This is a genomic window from Kitasatospora sp. SC0581 (assembly GCF_048159585.1).
Taxonomy (GTDB): Bacteria; Actinomycetota; Actinomycetes; order Streptomycetales; family Streptomycetaceae; genus Kitasatospora.
Genome location: NZ_JBLRWA010000001.1, coordinates 200,750 through 220,691, shown reverse-complemented (window position 1 = coordinate 220,691; position 19,942 = coordinate 200,750). Strand labels below are relative to the sequence as shown.

21 protein-coding genes are annotated in these 19,942 nt (G+C 73.0%); 10 read left to right on the top strand and 11 right to left on the bottom strand.

Going from position 1 to position 19,942, the window contains the following annotated elements:
* Nucleotides 1-17: 17 nt before the first annotated feature.
* The 3 genes from ACLWS4_RS00940 to ACLWS4_RS00930 all read left to right on the top strand — a co-directional run bounded on the left by ACLWS4_RS00940 (nt 18) and on the right by ACLWS4_RS00930 (nt 2,062).
* Nucleotides 18-488 carry a carboxymuconolactone decarboxylase family protein gene (locus ACLWS4_RS00940; RefSeq protein ID WP_416873052.1) on the top strand — a complete coding sequence of 157 codons (471 nt, stop codon included), beginning with the start codon at nt 18-20 and terminating at the stop codon, nt 486-488.
* Nucleotides 485-1,429, top strand: coding sequence for a phosphotriesterase (locus ACLWS4_RS00935; RefSeq protein ID WP_416873051.1), 945 nt, complete (start codon nt 485-487; stop codon nt 1,427-1,429). The genes ACLWS4_RS00940 and ACLWS4_RS00935 overlap by 4 nt, the downstream gene beginning before the upstream one ends.
* A 141-nt stretch (nt 1,430-1,570) precedes the next feature.
* Entirely contained in the window at nt 1,571-2,062 is a 492-nt protein-coding gene (locus ACLWS4_RS00930; RefSeq protein ID WP_416873050.1) for a GNAT family N-acetyltransferase, read from the top strand.
* 138 nt (nt 2,063-2,200) lie between these two features.
* Here the strand turns inward: ACLWS4_RS00930 and ACLWS4_RS00925 are convergent, their stop codons facing one another.
* Complete coding sequence (locus ACLWS4_RS00925; protein ID WP_416873049.1) at nt 2,201-2,965, bottom strand: SDR family NAD(P)-dependent oxidoreductase; 765 nt, start codon at nt 2,963-2,965, stop codon at nt 2,201-2,203.
* A gap of 137 nt (nt 2,966-3,102) precedes the next feature.
* Here ACLWS4_RS00925 and ACLWS4_RS00920 point away from each other — a divergent pair, with 137 nt between their 5' ends.
* Entirely contained in the window at nt 3,103-3,723 is a 621-nt protein-coding gene (locus ACLWS4_RS00920; protein ID WP_380738600.1) for a TetR family transcriptional regulator, read from the top strand.
* Between the two features lie 261 nt (nt 3,724-3,984).
* Nucleotides 3,985-5,127: an alpha/beta hydrolase gene (locus tag ACLWS4_RS00915; RefSeq protein WP_049658183.1), complete on the top strand. Its 1,143-nt coding sequence runs from the start codon at nt 3,985-3,987 to the stop codon at nt 5,125-5,127.
* 117 nt (nt 5,128-5,244) lie between these two features.
* Here the strand turns inward: ACLWS4_RS00915 and ACLWS4_RS00910 are convergent, their stop codons facing one another.
* Complete coding sequence (locus ACLWS4_RS00910) at nt 5,245-5,574, bottom strand: MoaF-related domain-containing protein (RefSeq protein WP_049658181.1); 330 nt, start codon at nt 5,572-5,574, stop codon at nt 5,245-5,247.
* Between the two features lie 210 nt (nt 5,575-5,784).
* Here ACLWS4_RS00910 and ACLWS4_RS00905 point away from each other — a divergent pair, with 210 nt between their 5' ends.
* Nucleotides 5,785-7,083: an esterase/lipase family protein gene (locus ACLWS4_RS00905; RefSeq protein WP_416873048.1), complete on the top strand. Its 1,299-nt coding sequence runs from the start codon at nt 5,785-5,787 to the stop codon at nt 7,081-7,083.
* 138 nt (nt 7,084-7,221) lie between these two features.
* Here the strand turns inward: ACLWS4_RS00905 and ACLWS4_RS00900 are convergent, their stop codons facing one another.
* Nucleotides 7,222-8,004, bottom strand: a complete 783-nt coding sequence (locus tag ACLWS4_RS00900) for a hypothetical protein (protein WP_416873047.1) — start codon at nt 8,002-8,004, stop codon at nt 7,222-7,224.
* A 174-nt stretch (nt 8,005-8,178) separates the two neighbouring features.
* Nucleotides 8,179-8,976: an IclR family transcriptional regulator gene (locus ACLWS4_RS00895; RefSeq protein WP_049653741.1), complete on the bottom strand. Its 798-nt coding sequence runs from the start codon at nt 8,974-8,976 to the stop codon at nt 8,179-8,181.
* Nucleotides 8,977-9,178: 202 nt separating this feature from the next.
* On the opposite strand from ACLWS4_RS00895, the gene aceB reads away from it, so the two are divergent.
* Both aceB and ACLWS4_RS00885 read left to right on the top strand, forming a co-directional pair.
* The gene (gene aceB, locus ACLWS4_RS00890) at nt 9,179-10,831 is read left to right on the top strand and encodes a malate synthase A (protein ID WP_416873046.1); all 1,653 of its coding nucleotides are present in this window, start codon (nt 9,179-9,181) and stop codon (nt 10,829-10,831) included.
* 133 nt (nt 10,832-10,964) lie between these two features.
* The gene (locus tag ACLWS4_RS00885) at nt 10,965-11,366 is read left to right on the top strand and encodes a gamma-glutamylcyclotransferase (protein WP_074004300.1); all 402 of its coding nucleotides are present in this window, start codon (nt 10,965-10,967) and stop codon (nt 11,364-11,366) included.
* Nucleotides 11,367-11,626: 260 nt separating this feature from the next.
* On the opposite strand, the gene ACLWS4_RS00880 is transcribed toward ACLWS4_RS00885, so the two are convergent.
* The 7 genes from ACLWS4_RS00880 to ACLWS4_RS00850 form a co-directional block, all read right to left on the bottom strand.
* Entirely contained in the window at nt 11,627-13,012 is a 1,386-nt protein-coding gene (locus ACLWS4_RS00880) for an 8-oxoguanine deaminase (protein WP_416873045.1), read from the bottom strand.
* A gap of 67 nt (nt 13,013-13,079) precedes the next feature.
* Entirely contained in the window at nt 13,080-14,630 is a 1,551-nt protein-coding gene (locus ACLWS4_RS00875) for a nucleobase:cation symporter-2 family protein (RefSeq protein WP_117492638.1), read from the bottom strand.
* A 318-nt stretch (nt 14,631-14,948) separates the two neighbouring features.
* Nucleotides 14,949-15,869, bottom strand: coding sequence for a factor-independent urate hydroxylase (pucL, locus tag ACLWS4_RS00870; RefSeq protein WP_074004302.1), 921 nt, complete (start codon nt 15,867-15,869; stop codon nt 14,949-14,951).
* A gap of 32 nt (nt 15,870-15,901) precedes the next feature.
* Entirely contained in the window at nt 15,902-16,237 is a 336-nt protein-coding gene (uraH, locus tag ACLWS4_RS00865) for a hydroxyisourate hydrolase (protein WP_049653752.1), read from the bottom strand.
* 105 nt (nt 16,238-16,342) lie between these two features.
* Complete coding sequence (gene uraD / locus ACLWS4_RS00860) at nt 16,343-16,846, bottom strand: 2-oxo-4-hydroxy-4-carboxy-5-ureidoimidazoline decarboxylase (RefSeq protein ID WP_053112152.1); 504 nt, start codon at nt 16,844-16,846, stop codon at nt 16,343-16,345.
* A gap of 248 nt (nt 16,847-17,094) precedes the next feature.
* On the bottom strand, nt 17,095-17,475 hold the full coding sequence (locus tag ACLWS4_RS00855; protein ID WP_049653753.1) for a helix-turn-helix domain-containing protein: 381 nt from the start codon (nt 17,473-17,475) through the stop codon (nt 17,095-17,097).
* Entirely contained in the window at nt 17,472-17,726 is a 255-nt protein-coding gene (locus ACLWS4_RS00850) for a thiamine-binding protein (RefSeq protein WP_063780213.1), read from the bottom strand. The genes ACLWS4_RS00855 and ACLWS4_RS00850 overlap by 4 nt, the downstream gene beginning before the upstream one ends.
* A gap of 272 nt (nt 17,727-17,998) precedes the next feature.
* Here ACLWS4_RS00850 and ACLWS4_RS00845 point away from each other — a divergent pair, with 272 nt between their 5' ends.
* Both ACLWS4_RS00845 and ACLWS4_RS00840 read left to right on the top strand, forming a co-directional pair.
* Nucleotides 17,999-18,844: a TIM barrel protein gene (locus ACLWS4_RS00845; protein ID WP_117492631.1), complete on the top strand. Its 846-nt coding sequence runs from the start codon at nt 17,999-18,001 to the stop codon at nt 18,842-18,844.
* 107 nt (nt 18,845-18,951) lie between these two features.
* Nucleotides 18,952-19,839 (top strand): 2-hydroxy-3-oxopropionate reductase, encoded by an 888-nt coding sequence (locus ACLWS4_RS00840; RefSeq protein ID WP_375873446.1) that lies wholly within the window; start codon nt 18,952-18,954, stop codon nt 19,837-19,839.
* Nucleotides 19,840-19,942: the final 103 nt, after the last annotated feature.

The following is a 19,942-nucleotide window of genomic DNA, read 5'->3' as shown; positions in this document are numbered from 1 at the left end:
AAGGACCCACCGCCCCGATGTCCCCCGCGACCGCTCCCGCCGGCCCCGACCTCACCCCGGCCCCGCTCGACCGCGCGGCCGGCCACGCCCTGCTCGCCGACCTGGCCGGTCCGGGCGCCGCCGCCACCCTCGGCGGCCTGGACGCCCTCGCCCCCGGCTTCCCCGACTGGATCGTCACCAGCCTCTTCGGCGGCACCTACCAGCGCCCCGGCCTCGCCCTGCGCGACCGCCAGATCGCCAACCTGGCCGCCCTCACCGCCCTCGGCGGCGTCGAGCCGCAGCTCGCCGACCACGTCCGCTACAGCCGGCGGATCGGCCTGACGGAGGCGGAGATCACCGAGGTCATGGTCCACCTCGCCCCGTACGTCGGCCTCCCCAAGGCGCTGGCCGGCCTGCGGGTCGCCACCGCGACCTTCGCCGAGAGCACCGAGAGCGCCAAGGCCGCCGAGAGCGCCGCCGGGACCGTCACCGAGGAGGCCGGGGCATGAGCCGCACCGTCCGCACCGTCCTCGGCGACCTGGACCCCGCCGCCCTCGGCGTCACCGACGCCCACGACCACCTCTTCATCCGCAGCCCGCTGCTCCCCGGCCAGGAGCTGGACGACCCGGCCGCCGCCGAGGACGTCCTGCGCGCCTACGCCGCCGCCGGCGGCCGCACCCTCGTCCAGTGGACCCCGCTCGGCCTGGGCCGGGGCGCGGACTCGCTCGCCGCGCTCTCCCGTACGACCGGCGTGCGGATCGTCGCCGCCACCGGCGCGCACCAGGCGGTCCACTACGCGCCGGGCTCCTTCTCCGCCACCGGCGCCGGGGCGGAGGGTCGCCCCGGCCCGTACGCCGACCTGGCGGAACGTTTCGTCGCCGAGCTCACCACCGGTCTGCCCGGCGCGCCCGAGGGGGTCCGGGCCGGGCTGATCAAGGTCGCGGCCGACGCGGGGCCCGACAGTCGCCACACCCGGTGGACGATGGCCGCCGCCGCCGAGGCCCACCATGCCACCGGCGCCCCGATCGCCGTCCACCTCGAAGCCGACGGCGCCCCGCCCGGGGTCGTGCACCGGCTGTGCCACCAGCACGGCGTCCGGCCCGACCGGGTCATCCTCGGCCACCTCACCCGGCTCCCCGACCGTGCGCTGCACCGCCGACTGGCCGCCGAGGGCGTGTACCTCGCGCTGGACAGCCCCTCCCGGGCCGGCCACGCAGGCGACCACCAGGCCTTCGAGGTCATCGCCGACCTGGTCGAGGCGGGCCACGCCGCCCAGCTGCTGCTCGGCGCCGACACCACGACCCGGACCGCCCGCGCGGCCGGCGGCCCGGTCCGGCTGCTCACCGAGCTCGCCCCGCGCCTCGCCCGCAGCCACGGCCCCGAACTGCCCGAGCTGCTCCTCACCGCCAATCCGGCCGCCGCCTTCGCCGCCGACTGGCGCACGCCGTAGGGCACCCGCCGACTGGCGCACGCCGTAGGGCGCTCGCCGGGCCGTCGGACCCCGCCGAACCACCGGGGCCGGTGGCGCGCGGGCCCGCAGGTACGGGAAACGGACTGACGGCCGCCGGTCGGGCCCTCTACGGTGCCGGACATGGTGACGCTGACGCTCCGAACCCTCACGACCGCCGACTGGCAGCTCTGGCGGGACCTCCGCCTCGCCGCCCTGACCGACGCACCGGAGGCCTTCAAGGCCGGCCTCGCCGACTGGCACCGGGGCGGCGAGGAGCGCTGGCGCGACCGGCTCGGCATCCCGGGCGCCCACCACGTCGCGGCCCTGCTGGACGAGGACCCGGTCGGGCTCGTCGGCGGCCTGCCCGGATCGCCTGACGGGGTACGGGAGTTGCGCTCGCTCTGGGTCGCCCCGCGGGCGCGCGGCCGGGGCGTCGCCGACCGGCTCGTCGAGGAGGTCGAGCGCTGGGCCCGCGCCACCGGCGGGACCACGCTGCGCCTCGCCGTGCTCCCCGGCAACGAAGCGGCGCTCGCCCTCTACCGCCGCCACGGCTTCGCCCCGCTCGCGGAGCCGGGCGACCTGCTCGCCGACGGGGTCACCCGGGAACTCCTGCTCGGGAAGCCCCTGCGGTGACCTGACCGACCGCCGCCGCACCCGGCTCCGGCTCCGACAGCGATAGCGACAGCGACAGCGACACGAAGGCGGGGCCTGCGCCGTACGGGGGACGGCACAGGCCCCGCCTTCGACCGGACCGAGGGGGCGATCAGCCGGTCACATGTGGGTGCCGCCGTCGATGCGCAGCTCGGTACCGGTGACGAAGGCGCCGTCGTCGGAGGCGAGCATGGCGATCACGCCGGCCACCGTCTCCGGGCCGGCGAAGCCCTGGCCGAGGGCGGGGGAGAGCTTGGCCAGCAGGCTGAAGTCGGCGTCGGCGGGCAGGCCCGGGTTGTGGGTCATGCCGCTGTCGATGCTGCCCGGCGCGACGCAGACCGCGCGCAGGCCCTGCTTCGAGTACTCCGAGGCGATGGCGTGGGTGAAGGACTGGATGCCGCCCTTGGTCGCGGCGTACGCGGCCATGTACGGGTGGGCGAAGCTCGCGGAGGTGGAGCTGAAGTTGACCACCACGCCCCGGCCGCCCGCGAGCAGCGCGGGGAGCGCCTCGCGGGTCATCAGGAAGGTGCCGGTCAGGTTCACCGCGAGGAGCTTGTTCCAGAACTCCAGGCTGGTCTCGTGGGTGTGCGAGGAGCGGAGGATGCCGGCCGCGTTGACCAGCACGTCCAGGCCGCCCAGGCTGGTGGTCGCCTCGGCGACGCCCGCGACGACGGCCGCCTCGTCCGAGATGTCCAGAACCTGAATGGTCAGGCGGTCCGCGGTGCCCTCGGCGGTGGCGCGGTCCAGGGTCTTCTTCAGGCCGTCCTCGTTGACGTCGACGGCGACGACCTTCCCGCCCTCGGCGAGGATCCGGTGCACGGTGGCCTGGCCGATGCCCGAGCCGCCGCCGGTGATCAGGACGTTCCGTCCGCTGAAGCGCTCCATGGTGGTACTCCGTTCGTTCGTGGTCTCTCGACCTCGGGAACCACGGTACGCCTGAGTGGCACGTTGTGCCAAAAAGGCTGGATGTGCCAGATCGTCGTGACGTGCCACCTTGGCATGCGTCCGCGTAGGCTGGCCCTGTGACCGGACGCCCGACCCTGACCCAGCGCCGCCGTGAGGCCACCCGACTGGAGATCGCCCGTACCGCCGCCGCGCTCTTCGCCGAGCGGGGAGCCGAGGCGGTCACCGCCGAGGAGATCGCCCTCGCCGCGGGCATCTCGCTGCGCACCTTCTACCGGTACTTCTCCGTCAAGGAGGACGCCGTCGCCCCGCTGCTCGCGTCGGGCGGGCAGGAGTGGGTGGAACTGTTCGCGGCGAGCCCGGCCGACCTGCCGCTGCGCGAGGCGCTGGAGCGCGCGGCGGTCGCGTCGCTGACCCCGGCCGACGAGGCGCGGGCGGAGATGATGCGGTGGGCCCGCGGCCTGCTGCGCGACCCGAAGCTGAACGCCACCTGGCAGCGGGTCCACGCCGACTCGGAGGCGCGGCTGCGGGTCGCCCTCACCGAGCGCTGCCCGGACGGCACCGATCCGCTGGAGATCCGGCTGGCCGCCGCCGCCGCGACCGCGGCGATCCGGGTGGCCCTGGAGCAGTGGGCCTCCTCCGAGGCGCCCCTCGCCGGTCCGGGCTCCCCGCAGGACCTCGGCGCGCGCTGCATGCGCGAGCTCACGGCGGGGCTGCGGCTCTGGGAGCGGGTGGGCTGAGCCCGGGCGCAGCCCACCCCGCCCGCTCCGGCTGGCGGAGGACAGCCGACCGCTGACAGATGTCAGATGACAACTTTCGAAATCTGTTATCTGAACGTTGTCATCTGTCAGCCCGGCTCCCCGTCACCTCCCAGCCGCGGTCAGCTTCCTCCCAGCTGGCGTTAGGGTTGGTCCTCGCGCCCCGGCGGGGGAACCGGGGTGACCTCCTCGGATGTCCCCAGCGGAGGGGACTGGAGTTCGAGGCGTGGGAGCAAGCGGGACATGGGTCTGACGAGCCACAAGGTGCTGGCGCTGACCGCACTGATCGCGGTCGTGATGATGGTCGGCACGGTCTGGCTGTGGCCCAGACTCGCGAAGAAGACCTGGCAGTCGGTGCTCGGCCGGATCGGCGCACTGCTCGCCACCCAGCTCGCGGTGCTCGCCGCGCTCGGCCTGGTCGCGAACAACTACTTCGCCTTCTACAGCAGTTGGGACGACCTGCTGGGCACCGGCGACACCGGCCCGGTGGTCATCCACAACAAGGCGGACGCCTCCGGCCGGCTGATGGTGGAGACGATGGGCCAGGCCGCGGTCAAGGGCGGCGGCGCGATGGGCCGCGAGCCCGCCCAGTCCGGCGAGATCCGCAAGGTCCGGATAGACGGCGCGGCCAGTCGGCTGTCCACCGAGGGCTACGTCTACCTGCCCCCGCAGTACTTCCAGCCGGAGTACGCCCAGAAGCAGTTCCCGGCCGTGATCGTCAGCACCGGATTCCCAGGAATCGCCGAGAACCTGATCACCCGCTTCAACTACCCGGGCGCCGCGCTCAAGCTGCTGCAGGAGGGGCGGATGCAGCCGACCGTCATGGTCCTGGTGCGCCCCTCGCCCGCGCTGCCCCAGGACACCGAGTGCGAGGACGTCCCGAACGGCCCGCAGTCCGACACCTACTTCACCAAGGACGTGCCCTCGGCGATCCAGGCCAGCTACCGGGTCTCCACCGACCCGCAGGCCTGGGCCTTCATGGGCAACTCGACCGGCGGCTACTGCGCGCTCAAGCTGGCCATGCGCCACCCGGACGTCTTCCCGACCGCCGTCGCCCTCTCCGCCTACTACGACGCCGCCGACGACCCGACCACGGGCGACCTCTTCGGCGGCAGCAAGCAACGCCGCGACGAGGCCAACCTGCTGTGGCGGCTGAAGAACCTGCCGCAGCCGAAGGTGTCCGTGCTGCTGGCCGGCACCAAGAAGGGCGACGGCGACTACCGGCAGCAGACCGAGGCCTTCGTCGACGGGGTGCAGAGCCCGATGAAGGTCTCGTACAGCATGCTGGAGAACGGCGGCCACAACTTCGAGACCTGGAGCGCCCTGCTGCCCTCCTCGCTGGAGTGGCTGTCCCAGCACCTCAAGGTGCCGAACCAGTCCGCATGAGCCTGACCGGCCGGGCCTGACCGACCGATCCTGGACGACCGAGCCTGAATGACCGAACCCCCGGAGCCACGGCCCCGGGGGTTCGGTCATTCAGGAGCCGTACGGCGGTCCCGCCGCTCAGGCCACCCGCTCCAGCGTCCCGGTGTGCAGCTGGCCGACCCGGCCGCCCTCGCCCTCGAAGGTCCAGAAGGCCCGCACGGTCAGCCTGCCGAGGTCCATCACGTGGCTGACGGTGATCCCGCTCTGCTCGGTCCAGCTGACGAAGTAGATCGAGGGCGCGACCTCGGCGACGTGCAGGCGCACGTCCTCCCACTGGCCCGCCGACTCGCCGAGGCCCTCCCAGCGCAGCCGCGTGCCGTCGGCCGAGTAGGTGTTGCGGAAGGCCGCGCCGTTGTCGACCCGGAAGAGGTAGGTGCGGCCGGCGAAGGCGGGCAGGGGCGCGGTCATGGTGGGGCGGGTCCTCGTCTCTGTCAGGTCGTGGCGAGCACCCGGTCGGGCTCGCCGCTCTTGTGCACGGCGGATGATGTCAGGCTTCCAATTTATCCGACCGGGCGCACTCGGTCAGGCAAAGGCCACGGTACGGTCCGCCACCACGCGGCGGCCCGGGTGTGCGACCGGCACATGGGCAGGGCCGCGCGCCGGCCCTAGCGTCCGGCCATGAGACGTACCCCCACACGCCCCGGCCCCGCGAGACGCGTCCCCACCGCCCTCGCCACCGTGCTCCTGACCCTCGCCGCCGCCCTGCTCGGCACCCCCACCGCCGCGCAGGCGGGCACGGCCCGGGCCGCGGCCGCCGCCCCCCTCACCCTGGAAGCGACCTTCCCCGCCCCCGGCAACGGCTGGGCCAAGGTCGAGCGCTACCTCGACACCACCCCCGGCTTCGGCGCCGAGCAGTTCCCCGCCGACGGGCGCGGCGACCAGGACGGCGCCCGCCGGACGTACTTCGGCACCGGTCGGCCCTCCTCCGCCCGGTTCCTGCTCTACTCCGCCGCCGGCTGGGACACCGGCGCCCAGGCCACCCCCGTCCTGCTGGTCCACGGCGCCAACGACAACGCCGACCGGGCCTGGGCGAACCCGGGGGAGAGCGGCGCCTGCGGTGCCGCGAACTGCCCGTCCACCGGGCTCGCCCAGTACCTGGCCGGCACCGGCCACCGGGTCTTCGCGATCGGTTTCGCCCACAAGCACGGCGACAACCTGCTCCAGGCCCAGGCGGTCGGCGACGCGGTCGCGCTGATCCGGGCCCGGCTCGGGGTCCCCCAGGTCGACGTGGTGGCCTGGAGCAAGGGCGAGGTCGCCGCCCGGGCGTACGTGTCCTCGGTGAAGCCCTCCTGGGGGAGGGCGTACGCGGGCGACGTGCGCCGGCTGGTCACGCTGGGCGGGCCGCACGGCGGGCTCGACTACGTGTACGCGCACGGCTGGGACTTCGACCTGGTGACCTGGCCCGCCTGCGGCGGCACCGCCAACGCGCCGTCCCCGCACCTCTCCATGACCTGCTACGGCACGTACACCGCGCAGCCCTGCCTCGGGGTGCTGCCGAGCGGCGGCTACGACTGCTACCCGGGCCAGCGCCAGCTGCTCGCCCGCTGGGACGGCACCTACGGGGTGGACGGCAGTGCGCAGGACTGGTGGACCACCTACTACGGCGGCCAGGGCTTCTACACCTCCGGCCAGGGCATCCAGGCGGCGATCGACGCGGGCTCGCTGATCGCCCCGCTCCGGCAGGCCGGCATCCCGGCCGCGGTGCGCACCTACCTGCTGGCGGGCGGGTCCGCCGACATCCCGGGCGTGCTCAACGAGGGTCGCGGGCCGAGCGACGGCCTGGTCTTCACCGCGAGCGCGCTGGACACCACCGGCATCGCGACGGTCGGCGGCACCCGGCTGCTCGGCGGCCTGAACCACCTGGAGCTCGCCTGGGCGCCGGACGCGGCGAGCCAGGTCAACGCCTGGCTGAGCTGAGCCTCAAGCCGGTCAACTCGGCTGCCGCACAGGGCTGTTGGTCGGCACCTCGGCGGGTGCGGCGCCCAGCCCGCCGCCGGCAGGACGGTCCCGTCGGCAGGGCCGACCCCGCCGACGGGACCGCGCGGCCCACACGGCTCAGGAACCGGCGGCCGTCCCGGCCACCGTGATGTCGAACGGCTGCCGGTTGTTGCCCTCGTACCGGTCGTCCGCGCTGCGCACCGCGACCGAGCCGCCGCTCAGCCTGCCCTCCGGCAGGTCCGGGGCGAGCCGGACCGGGATGAGGGCGGTCGCGCTGCGCCCCTCCCGCAGCCCGGGCGCGAACACGCACCGCACGACGCGGCCGCGGCTCACCACCTGGCAGGTGGACGGGAAGAACGGGCCCTCCGGGCTGACGCCCTCCGGCAGGGTGATCGAGACCGTGAACGGGGAGGCGGTGGTCTCCGGGCCGCCGTTGCCGACGAAGGCGTGGATGGTGGTGGTGCCGCCGGGCGCGGCCGCGTCCGGGTCGATCCGGACCACCTCCAGATCGGAGTCGGACGGTCGCGCGGCGGCCTCGGCCGTCCCGGACCCGGCGGTGGACCCGGCCCCGGACCCGGCTCCGGGCTTGGCCGGGGCCGGCAGGGTCGAGGCGGTGGGCGTCGCCGGTGCGGGCAGGGTGGACGGCGAGGGCGCACCGGCCGCGACGACCTCCACGGCGGGCCGGGGCTCGGGCCGCCGCAGCGCCCAGACCGGGTCGGTGGCCAGTACCGTCACCGCGCACCCCGCCGCCACGGCCGCGACCAGCCCGGCCCCGCCGAACCCCCGGCCCCTCGCGGCGCGCCGTACGCCACCGGCCCGTACGCCATCGGTCCGGACCTCACCTCCCCGGACCCCACCGCCCCGCGCGCCCTCCCATGCGTCCCGGTACTGCTGCTCCATCCCCGCTCACCCTGCCCTCGCGTCCCGGCCGCCCGCGCCGTTGCGGGCCGCGTCGGCACCAGGGTGGCGGAGCCACCGCCGGAGCCGGGCGGCAACCCGCCCGTCGTCCGCCCGAACGGATGACGCGGCACGCCGTGCCAACCGGGTCGGCCGGCAAGGGTGGTTGACGTTCCGTCAGGGAGCGAGGACCTGACCCAGCCGGGTCGCGATCTGGTGCATCACCGGTACCAGCGAGGCGGCTCCGGCCTGCTCCTCCAGGGCCCGGATGCGGGCCTCCGGGCCGGAGACCGAGAGCGCGGTGGGCGTCGGCGCGCCCGGGACGGCGAGCGCGATGCAGCGGACGCCGATCTCCTGCTCCTGGTCGTCGACCACGTAGCCGCGCTCGCGCGCCTCGGCGAGCTGGCGCATCAGCTCCTGCGGGTCGGTGACCGTGTACTCGGTGTGCGCGGGCAGCGGGTTGGGGCCGAGCACGGCGCGGGCCTCGTCCTCGGGAAGCTGGGCGAGCAGCGCCTTGCCGACGCCGGTGCAGTGCGGCTGCACCCGTCGGCCGACCTCGGTGAACATCCGCATCGAGCGGCGCGACTGCACCTGGCCGACGTACACCACCTCGCCGCCCTCCAGCACCGCCAGGTTGGCGGTCTCGCCGGTGGCCTCCATGAGCTCGGCCAGGTACGGGCGGGCCCAGCTGCCGAGCAGCCGGCCGGCCGTCTCGCCGAGTCGGATCAGCCGGGGGCCGAGGGTGTAGCGGCGCGCGGTGTCCTGGCGGACATAGCCCTGCTGCACGAGGGTACGAACCAACCGGTGGATGGTCGGCATCGGGAGGCCGGACGTGGTGGAGAGCTCGCTGAGGGTGGCCACGCCGCCGGAGTCGGCCAGCGCCTCCAGGAGTTGGAAGGCGCGTTCGACGGACTGCACGCCGCCGCCCGCGCGGTCGGCGCCTGTCGTCGATGCTGGGTCGGGGGTCGCAACCACCGGCGTTTCCTTCACTGTCGGGGAGGAGTAGAGTCCCGGCGATCTCTTCAACAAACCGTTGAAATTCTGTATCGCGGAAACTAGTCTCCACCTTACAGAATCGAACTCGCCGACAGGCGGGTACCGATCGAGGAAGTTCCCTGAGGAAGTTCCCACCGGAGCTCCCTCCGCCAGGCTCAACCGTCTTAGGAGTGTCCTGCTCATGGCTGCAGATCAGGGGCCCGTCGGCGCCTCGCCCGCCGCTCCGGTCGTCACTGTCGCCGGTCCTCGCGTCCCCCGGGCGGAGGAGGTGCTCACTCCGGAGGCGCTCGCCTTCGTCGCCGGGCTCCATCAGGCCTTCGAGGGGCGCCGACAGGAGCTGCTGGCCGGGCGGAAGGCCCGCCGCGCCGAGATCGCCGCCACCGGCACGCTGGACTTCCGCCCCGACACCGCCGACATCCGGGCCGGGGACTGGAAGGTCGCCGAGGCGCCCCGCGCCCTCCAGGACCGCCGGGTCGAGATCACCGGGCCGACCGACCGCAAGATGGTCGTCAACGCGCTCAACTCCGGAGCGCGGATCTGGCTCGCGGACTTCGAGGACGCCACCTCCCCGACCTGGGAGAACGTGGTCGGCGGCCAGGCCAACCTGACCGACGCCTTCGAGGGTCGGATCGACTTCACCGGCGCGGCCGGCAAGGCGTACACCCTCAAGCCCGCCGCCGAGCTCGCCACCGTCGTGGTCCGCCCCCGCGGCTGGCATCTGGACGAGAACCACCTGCTGGTCGACGGCACCCCGGTGGCCGGCGCGTTCGTCGACTTCGGCCTCTACTTCTTCCACAACGCCGCCCGGCTGCTGGCCAAGGGTGCCGAGGACCCCAACTCCGGCCCGTACTTCTACCTGCCGAAGACCGAGAGCCACCTCGAGGCCCGGCTGTGGAACGACGTGTTCACCCACGCCCAGGCCGAACTCGGCATCCCGCACGGCACGATCCGGGCGACCGTGCTGATCGAGACCATCACCGCCGCGTTCGAGATGGACGAGATCCTCTACGAGCTGCGCGACCACGCGGCCGGCCTCAACGCCGGGCGCTGGGACTACCTGTTCTCGATCGTCAAGAACTTCCGCGACGCCGGCGAGCACTACATCCTGCCGGACCGCAACACCGTCACCATGGCCTCGCCGTTCATGGCCGCCTACACCCGGCTGCTGGTGCGGACCTGCCACCGGCGCGGCGCCCACGCGATCGGCGGCATGGCCGCGTTCATCCCGAGCCGCCGCGACCCGGAGGTCAACGCGGCCGCGTTGGAGAAGGTCAAGGCGGACAAGGACCGCGAGGCCGGGAACGGCTTCGACGGCTCCTGGGTCGCCCACCCCGACCTGGTGCCGGTCGCCCGGGCCTCCTTCGACGCGGTGCTCGGCGAGCGGCCCCACCAGAAGGACAACCCCGGCCCGGCCGAGCCGGTGACCGCCGCCCAGCTCCTCGACATCGCCGGAGCCGGCGGCACCTGCACCCGCGCGGGGCTGCACAACGCCGTCCAGGTCGGCGTCCGCTACATCGAGGCCTGGCTGCGCGGGCTCGGGGCCGTCGGCATCTTCAACATGATGGAGGACGCCGCCACTGCCGAGATCTCCCGCTCGCAGATCTGGCAGTGGATCCACAACGGGGTCGTGCTCTCCGACACCGGCGAGAAGGCCACCGCCGACCTGGTCCGCTCCCTGGTCGCCGCGGAGCTGGCCGAACTCCTCGCCGAGCTGGGCGAGGAGGCCTACGGCGCCGGCCGCTGGCCGGAGGCCGCCCGGCTCTTCGAACAGGTCGCCCTGGCCGAGGAGTTCGTGGACTTCCTGACCCTCCCCGCGCTCCCGCTGCTGGGCTGATCCCGACCTGCCCGCCGGAGCCTGCCCGGCTGCGGTGCGCCGGCGGTCCACCACTCCGTTCCGTACGGCGACGAATCCCACCCGTCCTCTCGTCGCCGTACGGAACGGTCTTGTCCACGTAAGGAGTTCACCCATGGCGCGCATGTTCTTCAACGGCCAGGCAATGGTCGGCGGTCCCTTCCACGCGAAGGTCGCCGACTCGCTGATCGGGCCGGCCAGGACCGCCCCCGGTTACCGCTTCTTCTCCATCGACCACAGCGGCGGCACGGACGTCTGCCCGGGACTGCTGGCCGACCCGGAGGCGGACACCGCCATCGAGGGCGAGCTGTACGACATCCCCCTGGAGCGGCTGCGGGACGTCATCCTGCCGGGGGAGCCGCGGGAGCTGGAACTGGGCGTCATCGAGCTGGAGGACGGCTCCGCGTGCCTGTCCATGCTGCTCTCCCGGGGCGAGCTGGAGCGCGGCGTCCACCGGGAGATCACCCACCACGGCGGCTGGCGCGCCTACCTGGCGTCGATCGGGCGCACGGCCTGACGGCTGCCGCCGGGTGCGCCGGCAGCCCCGGACCCTCGCCGTGGGTCCGGGGCTGCGGTCCGCGCACCGGTGACGGCGAACAGGCGACAGATAACAGGCGACAGATAACAGATAACAGATGACGAAAGTTGTCAGCTGTCATCTGTCCGCCACTGTCGTCCGTCCGTCGCCCCGAGGTGCGCGGAGCCCGGGGGCGCACCGTCCCTGGGCGCCCCCGGAGTACGGGGTGGGCGTCGGACCGGCCCTAGACCGGACCGGCCCTAGACCGGACGCGCCGCCAGCTCGCGGGCGGCGCGGGCGCAGTCGTGTGCGATCCGGTCCTCGTTGACGGTGGTCAGCTGCCCCTTCTCGACCACCGCGTTGCCGTTGACGAACAGCACCGACAGCGGCGGCAGCGCGCCGAAGGTGAGCGCGGCGACCGGGTCGGCGATGGACGAGTGCATGACCCCGTCGATCTTCCACAGCGCCAGGTCGGCGAGCTTGCCGACCTCGATCGAGCCGATCTCGTCCTGCCGGCCGAGCACCCGGGCGCCGCCCATGGTGCCCAGGCGCAGCGCCTGCCGCCCGGTCAGCGCGGCGGGGGAGCCGTGCAACCGGTTGATCAGCAGGGCGTTGCGCAGCTCCGTACCCAGCTCGCCGGACTCGTTGGAGGCGGTGCCGTCCACCCCGAGCCCGACCGGGACGCCGGCCCGGAGCATGTCGGGCACCCGCGCGATCCCGGCCGCCAGGCGGGCGTTGGAGGACGGGCAGTGGGCGACGCCGGTGCCGGTCTCGGCGAACTTGGCGATGTCGGAGTCGTTCATGTGCACGCAGTGCGCCATCCAGACGTCCTCGCCGAGCCAGCCCACCGACTCGAAGTAGTCGGTCGGCCCCATGCCGAACAGCTCCTTGCAGAACGCCTCCTCCTCGGCCGTCTCCGAGCCGTGGGTGTGCAGCCGGACGCCCTTGCGGCGGGCGAGTTCGGCGGACTGCCGGAGCAGGTCGGTGGAGACGGAGAAGGGGGAACAGGGCGCGAGGGCGATGTGCAGCATCGAGCCGAAGGAGGAGTCGTGGTAGCGGTCCACGGCGGTCTCGGAGGCGGCCAGGATGTCGTCCAGCTCCTCGACCGCGTGGTCCGGCGGCAGCCCGCCGTCCTTCTTCGAGCGGTCCATCGAGCCGCGCAGCGCGGTGAAGCGCAGGCCGAGCTCCTGGACGGCCTCGATGGAGGCGCCGAGGATGTCGCCGCCGTCCTTCGGGAAGACGTAGTGGTGGTCCGAGGCGGTGGTGCAGCCGGACTTGAGCAGCGCGGCGGCGGAGCCCTGGCTCGCGGCGTGCACGAGCCGCTCGTCGATCCGCGCCCAGGTCGGGTAGAGGGCGACCAGCCAGTCGAACAGGATGTCGTCCTGGGCCAGGCCGCGGGTGATCCACTGGTAGAAGTGGTGGTGGGTGTTGACCAGGCCGGGGGTGGCCAGGTGGCCCTCGCCGTTGATCCGGCGCACCACGTTGTCCAGCCACGCGGGGGCGGGGCCGTCGCCCACCGCCTCGATGGTGTTGCCGAGGAGGATCACGTGGCCGCGGGCGTACTCGGTGTCGTTCGCGTCCACGGTGGCGATCGCGACGTTCTCGATCACGGTCCGCTGGTCGGTGGGCGGGGGCTGGACTGCCATGGCGTGACTCCTAGGGGGGAGGGCCGGGAGGGGTGCGCACCGTGGTGCGCGCCCCTCCCGGGGCCGGTCAGGACGGCGTCGCCGTCGGAACCGTGGGACCTGTCGGCATCGACGGCACCGACGGCACCGCGGGAGCGGTCGGAGCCGCCGGCACCGTCGCGTCGGAGCCCTGGCCGGGCCTGGAGCGACGGGCGGCCCCGACGTGGTGGAAGAGCAGGTTGAGCAGGACGGCCACCACGCAGCCGGCCGATATCCCCGAGTGCAGCAGGGTCCGGGCGGCCTCCGGGAAGGAGTCGTAGAACGTCGGCGCGGCGATCGGGACGATGCCGACCCCGAGCGAGACGGACACCAGGATGGTGTTCGAGCCGGACTCCATGCCGGCCTCCGCGAGGGTGCGGATGCCGCTGGCCGCGACCGTGCCGAAGAGCACGATCCCGGCGCCGCCGAGGACGGGCTGCGGCACCAGGGAGACGACCGAGCCCAGCACGGGGAACAGCCCCAGCAGGACCAGGATGCCTCCGCCGGCCGCGACCACGAAGCGGCTGCGGATCTTCGTCAGCGCCACCAGCCCGATGTTCTGGGCGAAGGCGCTGGCGGCGAAGCCGTTGAAGACGGGGCTGAGCGCGGTGGCCAGGCCGTCGGCCCGCAGGCCGGCGGCGAGGGTGGGTTCGTCCGCCTCGCGGTCGACGATCCTGCCGAGGGCGAGCATGTCGGCGGTGGACTCGGTCATCGCGACCACCATGACGATGCACATCGAGACGATCGCGGCGGCGTCGAACACGGGCGCGCCGAAGTGGAACGGGGAGGGGAGCGAGAAGACCTTCGCGTCCTTGACCGCGCCGAAGTCGGCGAGCCCCAGCGGGAAGGCGATCAGGGTGCCGAACGCCAGGCCGATGAGCAGGGACAGCTGCTGCCAGAACCCGCGCAGCAGCCGGTTGCAGAGCACCACCGCGACGAGGGTGATCGCGGCGAGGCCGACGGCCCGCATGGAGCCGTACCCGGGGGCGCCCGGCGAACCGCCGCGCGCCCAGTTGACCGCCACCGGGAGCAGGGACACCCCGATGAGGGTGATCACGGTGCCCTGGACGACCGGGGGGAAGAACCGGATGAGCTTGCAGAAGTACGGTGCCGCGAGGAAGCACAGGAGCCCCGCGACGATCACCGCTCCGAAGATCACCGGGAGGGCCTCCTTCGGTCCTCCCGTCTTCTCGATGGAGCCCTTGGCGATGGCGATCATGGGCGCGACCCCCGCGAAGGAGACGCCGTTCACGAACGGCAGCCGCGCGCCGATCTTCCAGATGCCGAGGGTCTGGAGGAGGGTGGCCAGTCCGGCGGTGAACAGGCTGGCCGAGATGAGCAGGGCGAGTTCGGCGGGGGAGAGCCCGACGCCGGCGCCGACGATGAGCGGGGGTGCGACGACCCCCGCGTACATCGCGGCGACGTGCTGGAGTCCGGTGGAGAACAGCTTCACCGGGGGCAGCAACTCGTCCACGGGATGGGTTCCGGGCCGGGGCGGCTTGCCGGTGCGGTGCGCCGGCGTGCCGTCCGTGCCGTCCGGGTCCTGCGTTCTCTCCGGGGTGGAACCGCCGTCTGTACTGGTGGTGTTGCTGGGTGCCATGTCGAGCCCCTCTTGTGCCCGTGGCTCCCGGCGCGCCCGTGGCGCTGGAGTGCGGCTGGTGCTGGTGCTGGTACGACCGGGGGCGGGACGGCGGTGCAAGGATCCCTCGGCCGGGCTCTCCAGTGCCCCGGGCCGGCCGCCGCGAGGCAGACACGAACTCCGGTGGGTGGGGGTGGAGGTGGAGAAGAACTAACTGGTGCGGGTGGTGCCTGGTGATGGGGCCGGTGGGGCGGCCCGCCCGGCCGTCCGGCCCGTGGGGACCGGGGGATGCGGCGATTCCGGGCGGCGTCCACCTGAGGGTGGTGAGGGTGGGGGAGGTCAGGCGACCGGGATGACCGGGACGACGCCCTCGCGGTGCACGGTGCCCTCGATCAGGCCGTACATGCGGTCGGCGGCGAAGTAGACCTCGTTCTCGTTCTTGAGGCCGAACGGCTCCAGGTCGACCAGGAAGTGGTGCTTGTTCGGCAGTTCCAGGCGGACCTCGTCCACCTCGGCGCGGTTGTTGAGGACCCGGGTGCCCATCGCGTGCAGGGTCTGCTGCAGCGAGTAGGAGTAGGTCTCGGCGAACGCCTCCAGCAGGTGCCGCTTCACGTGGGTGTAGGAGCGGTTCCAGTTGGGCTGGGCCTCGCCGTCCCGGCCGCTGTAGCCGAACTTCCAGCGGGCGGTGACCTGGGTGGCGAGGATGCGGTCGTACGCTTCCTGGAGGGTGGTGTAGCCGTCCTTGATGTAGCCCCAGAACTCCGAGTTGGTGGAGTTCATGACGACCAGGTCCTTCAGGCCGGATATGACCTGGACGGACTCCCCGTCGTAGACGATCTCGCTGGTGCGGACCTCCTGGCCGTTGCGGACGAAGGAGTGGCCGACCTCCTCCGAGCCGATGAAGCGGGCCGAGCTGTCCGGCGTCCGGATCCGGTCCCAGGAGTACTCCTCGATCCGGATCCGGGCGCTGTGCACGACGCCGCGCTCGGTGTCGTCGACGAAGTGGCGGGCCAGGAGGATGCCGAACGCCTCGGCCGACTCGATGCCGTGCTCCTTGGCGAAGGCGTAGACGGTGTTCTTGGTGGTGTCGGTGGGAAGGCAGTTGGCGTTGGACCCGGTGAGGTGGACGTCCTCGAACTCGCCGCGGAGCGAGACCGAGACGTTCAGGTCCTTGATCTCGTGCCGGGTGGAGTCGCGGTGGATCCGGACGATGCGGTTCTCCGCCTTGCCGTACTGGTTCTGACCGAGCACGTGGGCCATGACGTGGCTCCTAAGCTTTCCAGGTCGGTCCACTAGCTTCCGCGGTAGACCGAGTATCCGAACGGGTTGAGCAGCAACGGCACGTGGTAGTGGTGCTGTTCGGGCGCGACCGTGAAGACGATCGAGACCTCGGGGAAGAACGGCGGCTCGGCGGACGTGGACGCGGAGTACGCGCCGGTGTCGAAGAGCAGCCGGACGACCGAGCCCGCCTCCACGGCCGGCAGGTCCTTGACCCGGCCGTCGGAGTCCGTGGCGGAGGTGCCGAGCACCTGCCAGCCACCCTCGGTGTGCAGTGCGAGCTCGACCGGGACGCCTTCGGCCGGTCGGCCGAGGCTGGTGTCGAGCACGTGGGTGGAGATGCCAGTCATGGGTGAAGTGACCTTACTGATGGCAGAAGTGATGGTGCGTCAGCATCAGTGGATGCCGGAAGTTTCTGGCAAGGAGAATGGGAGAGAGCGCGATATGACGGAGCGTCAGGAAGCGTCGAGCAGACGGTCGAGCCGGATGTCGTTGATCTTGCGCAGCTCCCCGCGGACGATCTCCGCCTCGGTGGCGGCGTCGTTGGGGTGGCGTTCGCGCAGGGCGGCGAGCATGCCGACCGCGGTGCGGCCGGTCGCGCAGATCAGGAACACGTGGCCGAACTTGGCCTCGTAGGCGGCGTTGGCCTCGTGCAGTGCGTCGAGGACCGCCTGGTCCACGCCCTGGATGCCGGCCTGTTCGCGCTCGGAGACGGCGTCGCCGGCCGTCGGCCTGCCGATCCGGGCGTGGCCGGCCATCGCGTCGCGCAGGTCCTCGGTCGTCAGTGACGCCATGGCCGCCGCGTTGGCGGCGAGCAGGGTGTCGCGGTCGGACCAGGGCCGGGCCGCGGCGACCGCGGCGGCCCAGCGGGGGCTGGAGCAGACCTCCAGCAGGATCCCTTCCAGTGCCGCGGCATCGGTCGCGGCCAGGACGTCAAGGGTGTGGGGGTGGTTGGTCACGGGTGGACCTCCTGAAGAGTGGTGCCACCCGGAAAAGCTAGATCGGCCCCACCCGGCCGTCAACACTTTGTTGAACGGTTGGTGGTTACGTTTTGAACCGGGCCCCGATGCCGGGCCCTTTCGTGTGCGATTCGCCAAGTGTGCCCCGCCGCAGGCCGATCCGGTCCTGTCGTGTCGGCGGGGTCACCCGTTCGGAAGCCCCCGGGGCGGGGGCGCGCACGTGCCCCGGAGGGCGTCGAGCCGGAGTGTCAGGACGACTTCGCGCCGTCCTGGCGGTTCAGGTAGTTGTACACGGTGAAACGGCTGACGCCCAGGGCGGAGGCGACGGTCTCCACGCCGTGGCGGACGGTGAAGGCGCCGCGCTCCTCCAGTAGGGCGACGACCCGCTGCTTCTCCAGGCGGTCGAGCTCGGCCAGCGGGCGGCCGTCGAACTGCCGGGTCATCTCGGCGAGCAGCCGGTCCAACGCGCTGCTCAGGTGCGGCAGTCGGACGGCCAGGGCCGGGGTGCCCTCCCACTCCAGGACCACGTCGTCGGGCTTCGCCTCGTCCAGCGGGACGTGCGTCGCGCCGACCGCGGCCAGCAGCGGCTTCACCGCCGCGGCGAGCGGGTGTTCCACGTTCTCGGTCACGGCGTACCGTCCTCCTCGCCCAGCACGCTGACCTGGACCGAGATCCGGGTCGCCCCGGCGTCCAGGGTCTCCTTGAGCAGCTTGGTCACCGCGGCGAGGACCTGCTCGGCCCCGCCCTCGGCACCGGTGCCGAAGGGGCCGACCGAGACGTCCAGGCCGGCGTCGTCGACCACCCGGCGAGCCGCCGCGGCGTGCTCCGGGAACGTGTCCAGTTCGAACGGTTCTGTCGTGAACTCCACCATCAATCGCACGGGGTCACTGTAGCGAGCGGGGGTGCGGGCGGGCAGGGGTCGGGGGATCGAACGGTCCGGCCCCCGCGGACGGCGCGCCGCCGGTGTGGCCTCGGTGTGCCCTCGGGACTGCCCCGGCGTGCCCTCGGGGCGCCCGGCAGGGCCCCTCGGGACTGCTTCAACAAAATGTTGCGACTCCCTTGACACCCGCTCGGCGGGCCGGAGATGCTTCCACCACACAGAATCCCTCTTCCGGATCGTGGAAGTTGCGGATGAAGGAAGAGAGATGAGAGGTGAGCGACGTGACGGCGGCTGCCAAGCACGGCTTCACGGTCAACCTGTCGATCCTGTTCGGCGAACTGCCGCTCCTGGAGCGCCCCGCCGCGGCCGCCGCGGCCGGCTTCACCGCCGCCGAACTGTGGTGGCCCTTCGGCGCGGAGCATGACCCCTCGCAGGCCGAACTGGACGCGTTGCGCAAGGCGTTCACCGACGCCGGCGTGCGGCTCACCGGCCTCAACCTCCTGGACGACCTGAGCAAGGGCGCCCGCGGAACCGTCTCGGTGCCCGCCGAGCGGGACCGCTTCCGCGCCAACCTCCCGGTCGCCGCCGAACTCGCCGCCTCGCTCGGCGCCACCGCGCTCAACGCGCTGTACGGCAACCGGGTCGAGGGCGTCGACCCGGCCGAGCAGGACGCGCTCGCGCTGGAGAACCTGGTGCTCGCCGCGCGGGCCGCGCACGGGATCGGCGCCGTCCTGCTGATCGAGGCCCTGAACAGGGCCGAGTCGCCGGACTACCCGCTGGTCTCGGCCGCCGCCGCGGTCGAGGTGGTCGACCGGGTCAACGCCGCCACCGGCCTGGGGAACGCCAGGTTCCTCTGCGACCTGTACCACCTGGCCAGGAACGGCGAGGATCTCGCGGCGGTCATCGACACCCACGCCGACCGCATCGGCCACGTGCAGATCGCCGACACCCCGGGCCGCAACGAGCCCGGCACCGGCGAGCTGGACTTCGAGGACCTGTTCGCCCGGCTCACGGCCGCGGGCTACGCGGGCTCCATCGGTCTGGAGTACCGCCCCTCCGGCGGCGTCAGCGCCGACAGCTTCGGGTGGCTGCCGCGCGAGCTGCGCGCCGCCCAGTAGCGGAGCCGCCCGGCGGCGCGCCGCCGGGCAGTGCCCGGTTCGAGCGGCGGGCAGCGCACCGCCGACCCACCCGACCTCCCACCCGCACACGTAAGGAACTCGACGCGATGAGCCGCAAGATCGCCTTCATCGGCCTCGGCATCATGGGCAGCCCGATGGCCGCCAACCTGGTCAAGGCCGGCCACCACGTCACCGGCTTCAACCTCACCCGGCCGCCGATCGACGCCCTGGTCGCGCTCGGCGGCCACGGCGCCGGCAGCATCGCGGAGGCGGTCAGGGACGCCGAGGTGGTCATCACCATGGTCCCGGCCGACCCGCAGGTCGAGCAGGTCGTCCTGGGGGAGGGCGGCGTGCTGGAGAACGCCAGGCCCGGCACCCTGGTGATCGACATGTCCTCGATCACCCCGCAGACCTCGATCAGGGTCGAGGCCGCCGCCAGGGAGAAGGGTGTCCGCACCCTGGACGCCCCGGTCTCCGGCGGTGAGGCCGGCGCCGTCGAGGCCGTCCTGTCGATCATGGTCGGCGGTGCGGCCGAGGACTTCGCCGAGGCCAGGCCGCTGTTCGACGCGCTGGGCACCACGGTCGTCCACGTCGGCCCGGCCGGCGCCGGCCAGACCGTCAAGGCCGCCAACCAGCTGATCGTCGCGGTCAACATCCAGGTGCTCGCCGAGGCCGTGGTGTTCCTGGAGAACGCCGGCGTCGACCTCGCGGCCGCGCTGGACGTGCTCGGCGGCGGCCTGGCCGGCTCCACCGTGCTCAACCGCAAGCGGGCGAACATGCTGAACCGCGAGTTCGCCCCCGGCTTCCGGATCGACCTGCACCACAAGGACATGGGCATCGTCACCGACGCCGCCCGCGCCGTGGGCGCCGCGCTGCCGGTCGGCGCCGTGGTGGCCCAGCTGGTCGCCTCCGCCCGGGCCAACGGCGACGGCTCGCTCGACCACTCGGCGCTGCTGCGCGGCGTCGAGCGGCTCTCCGGGCGCGAGGTCGCGTAACCGCCGGGGGCTCCCGCGCGGAGCCCCCGGCCCCGAACTCCTCCTGGTGGCGTGTACCTATCCGGTCGTGCCCGCGCCGCCAGGAGGCCGGACCCGACCGGCG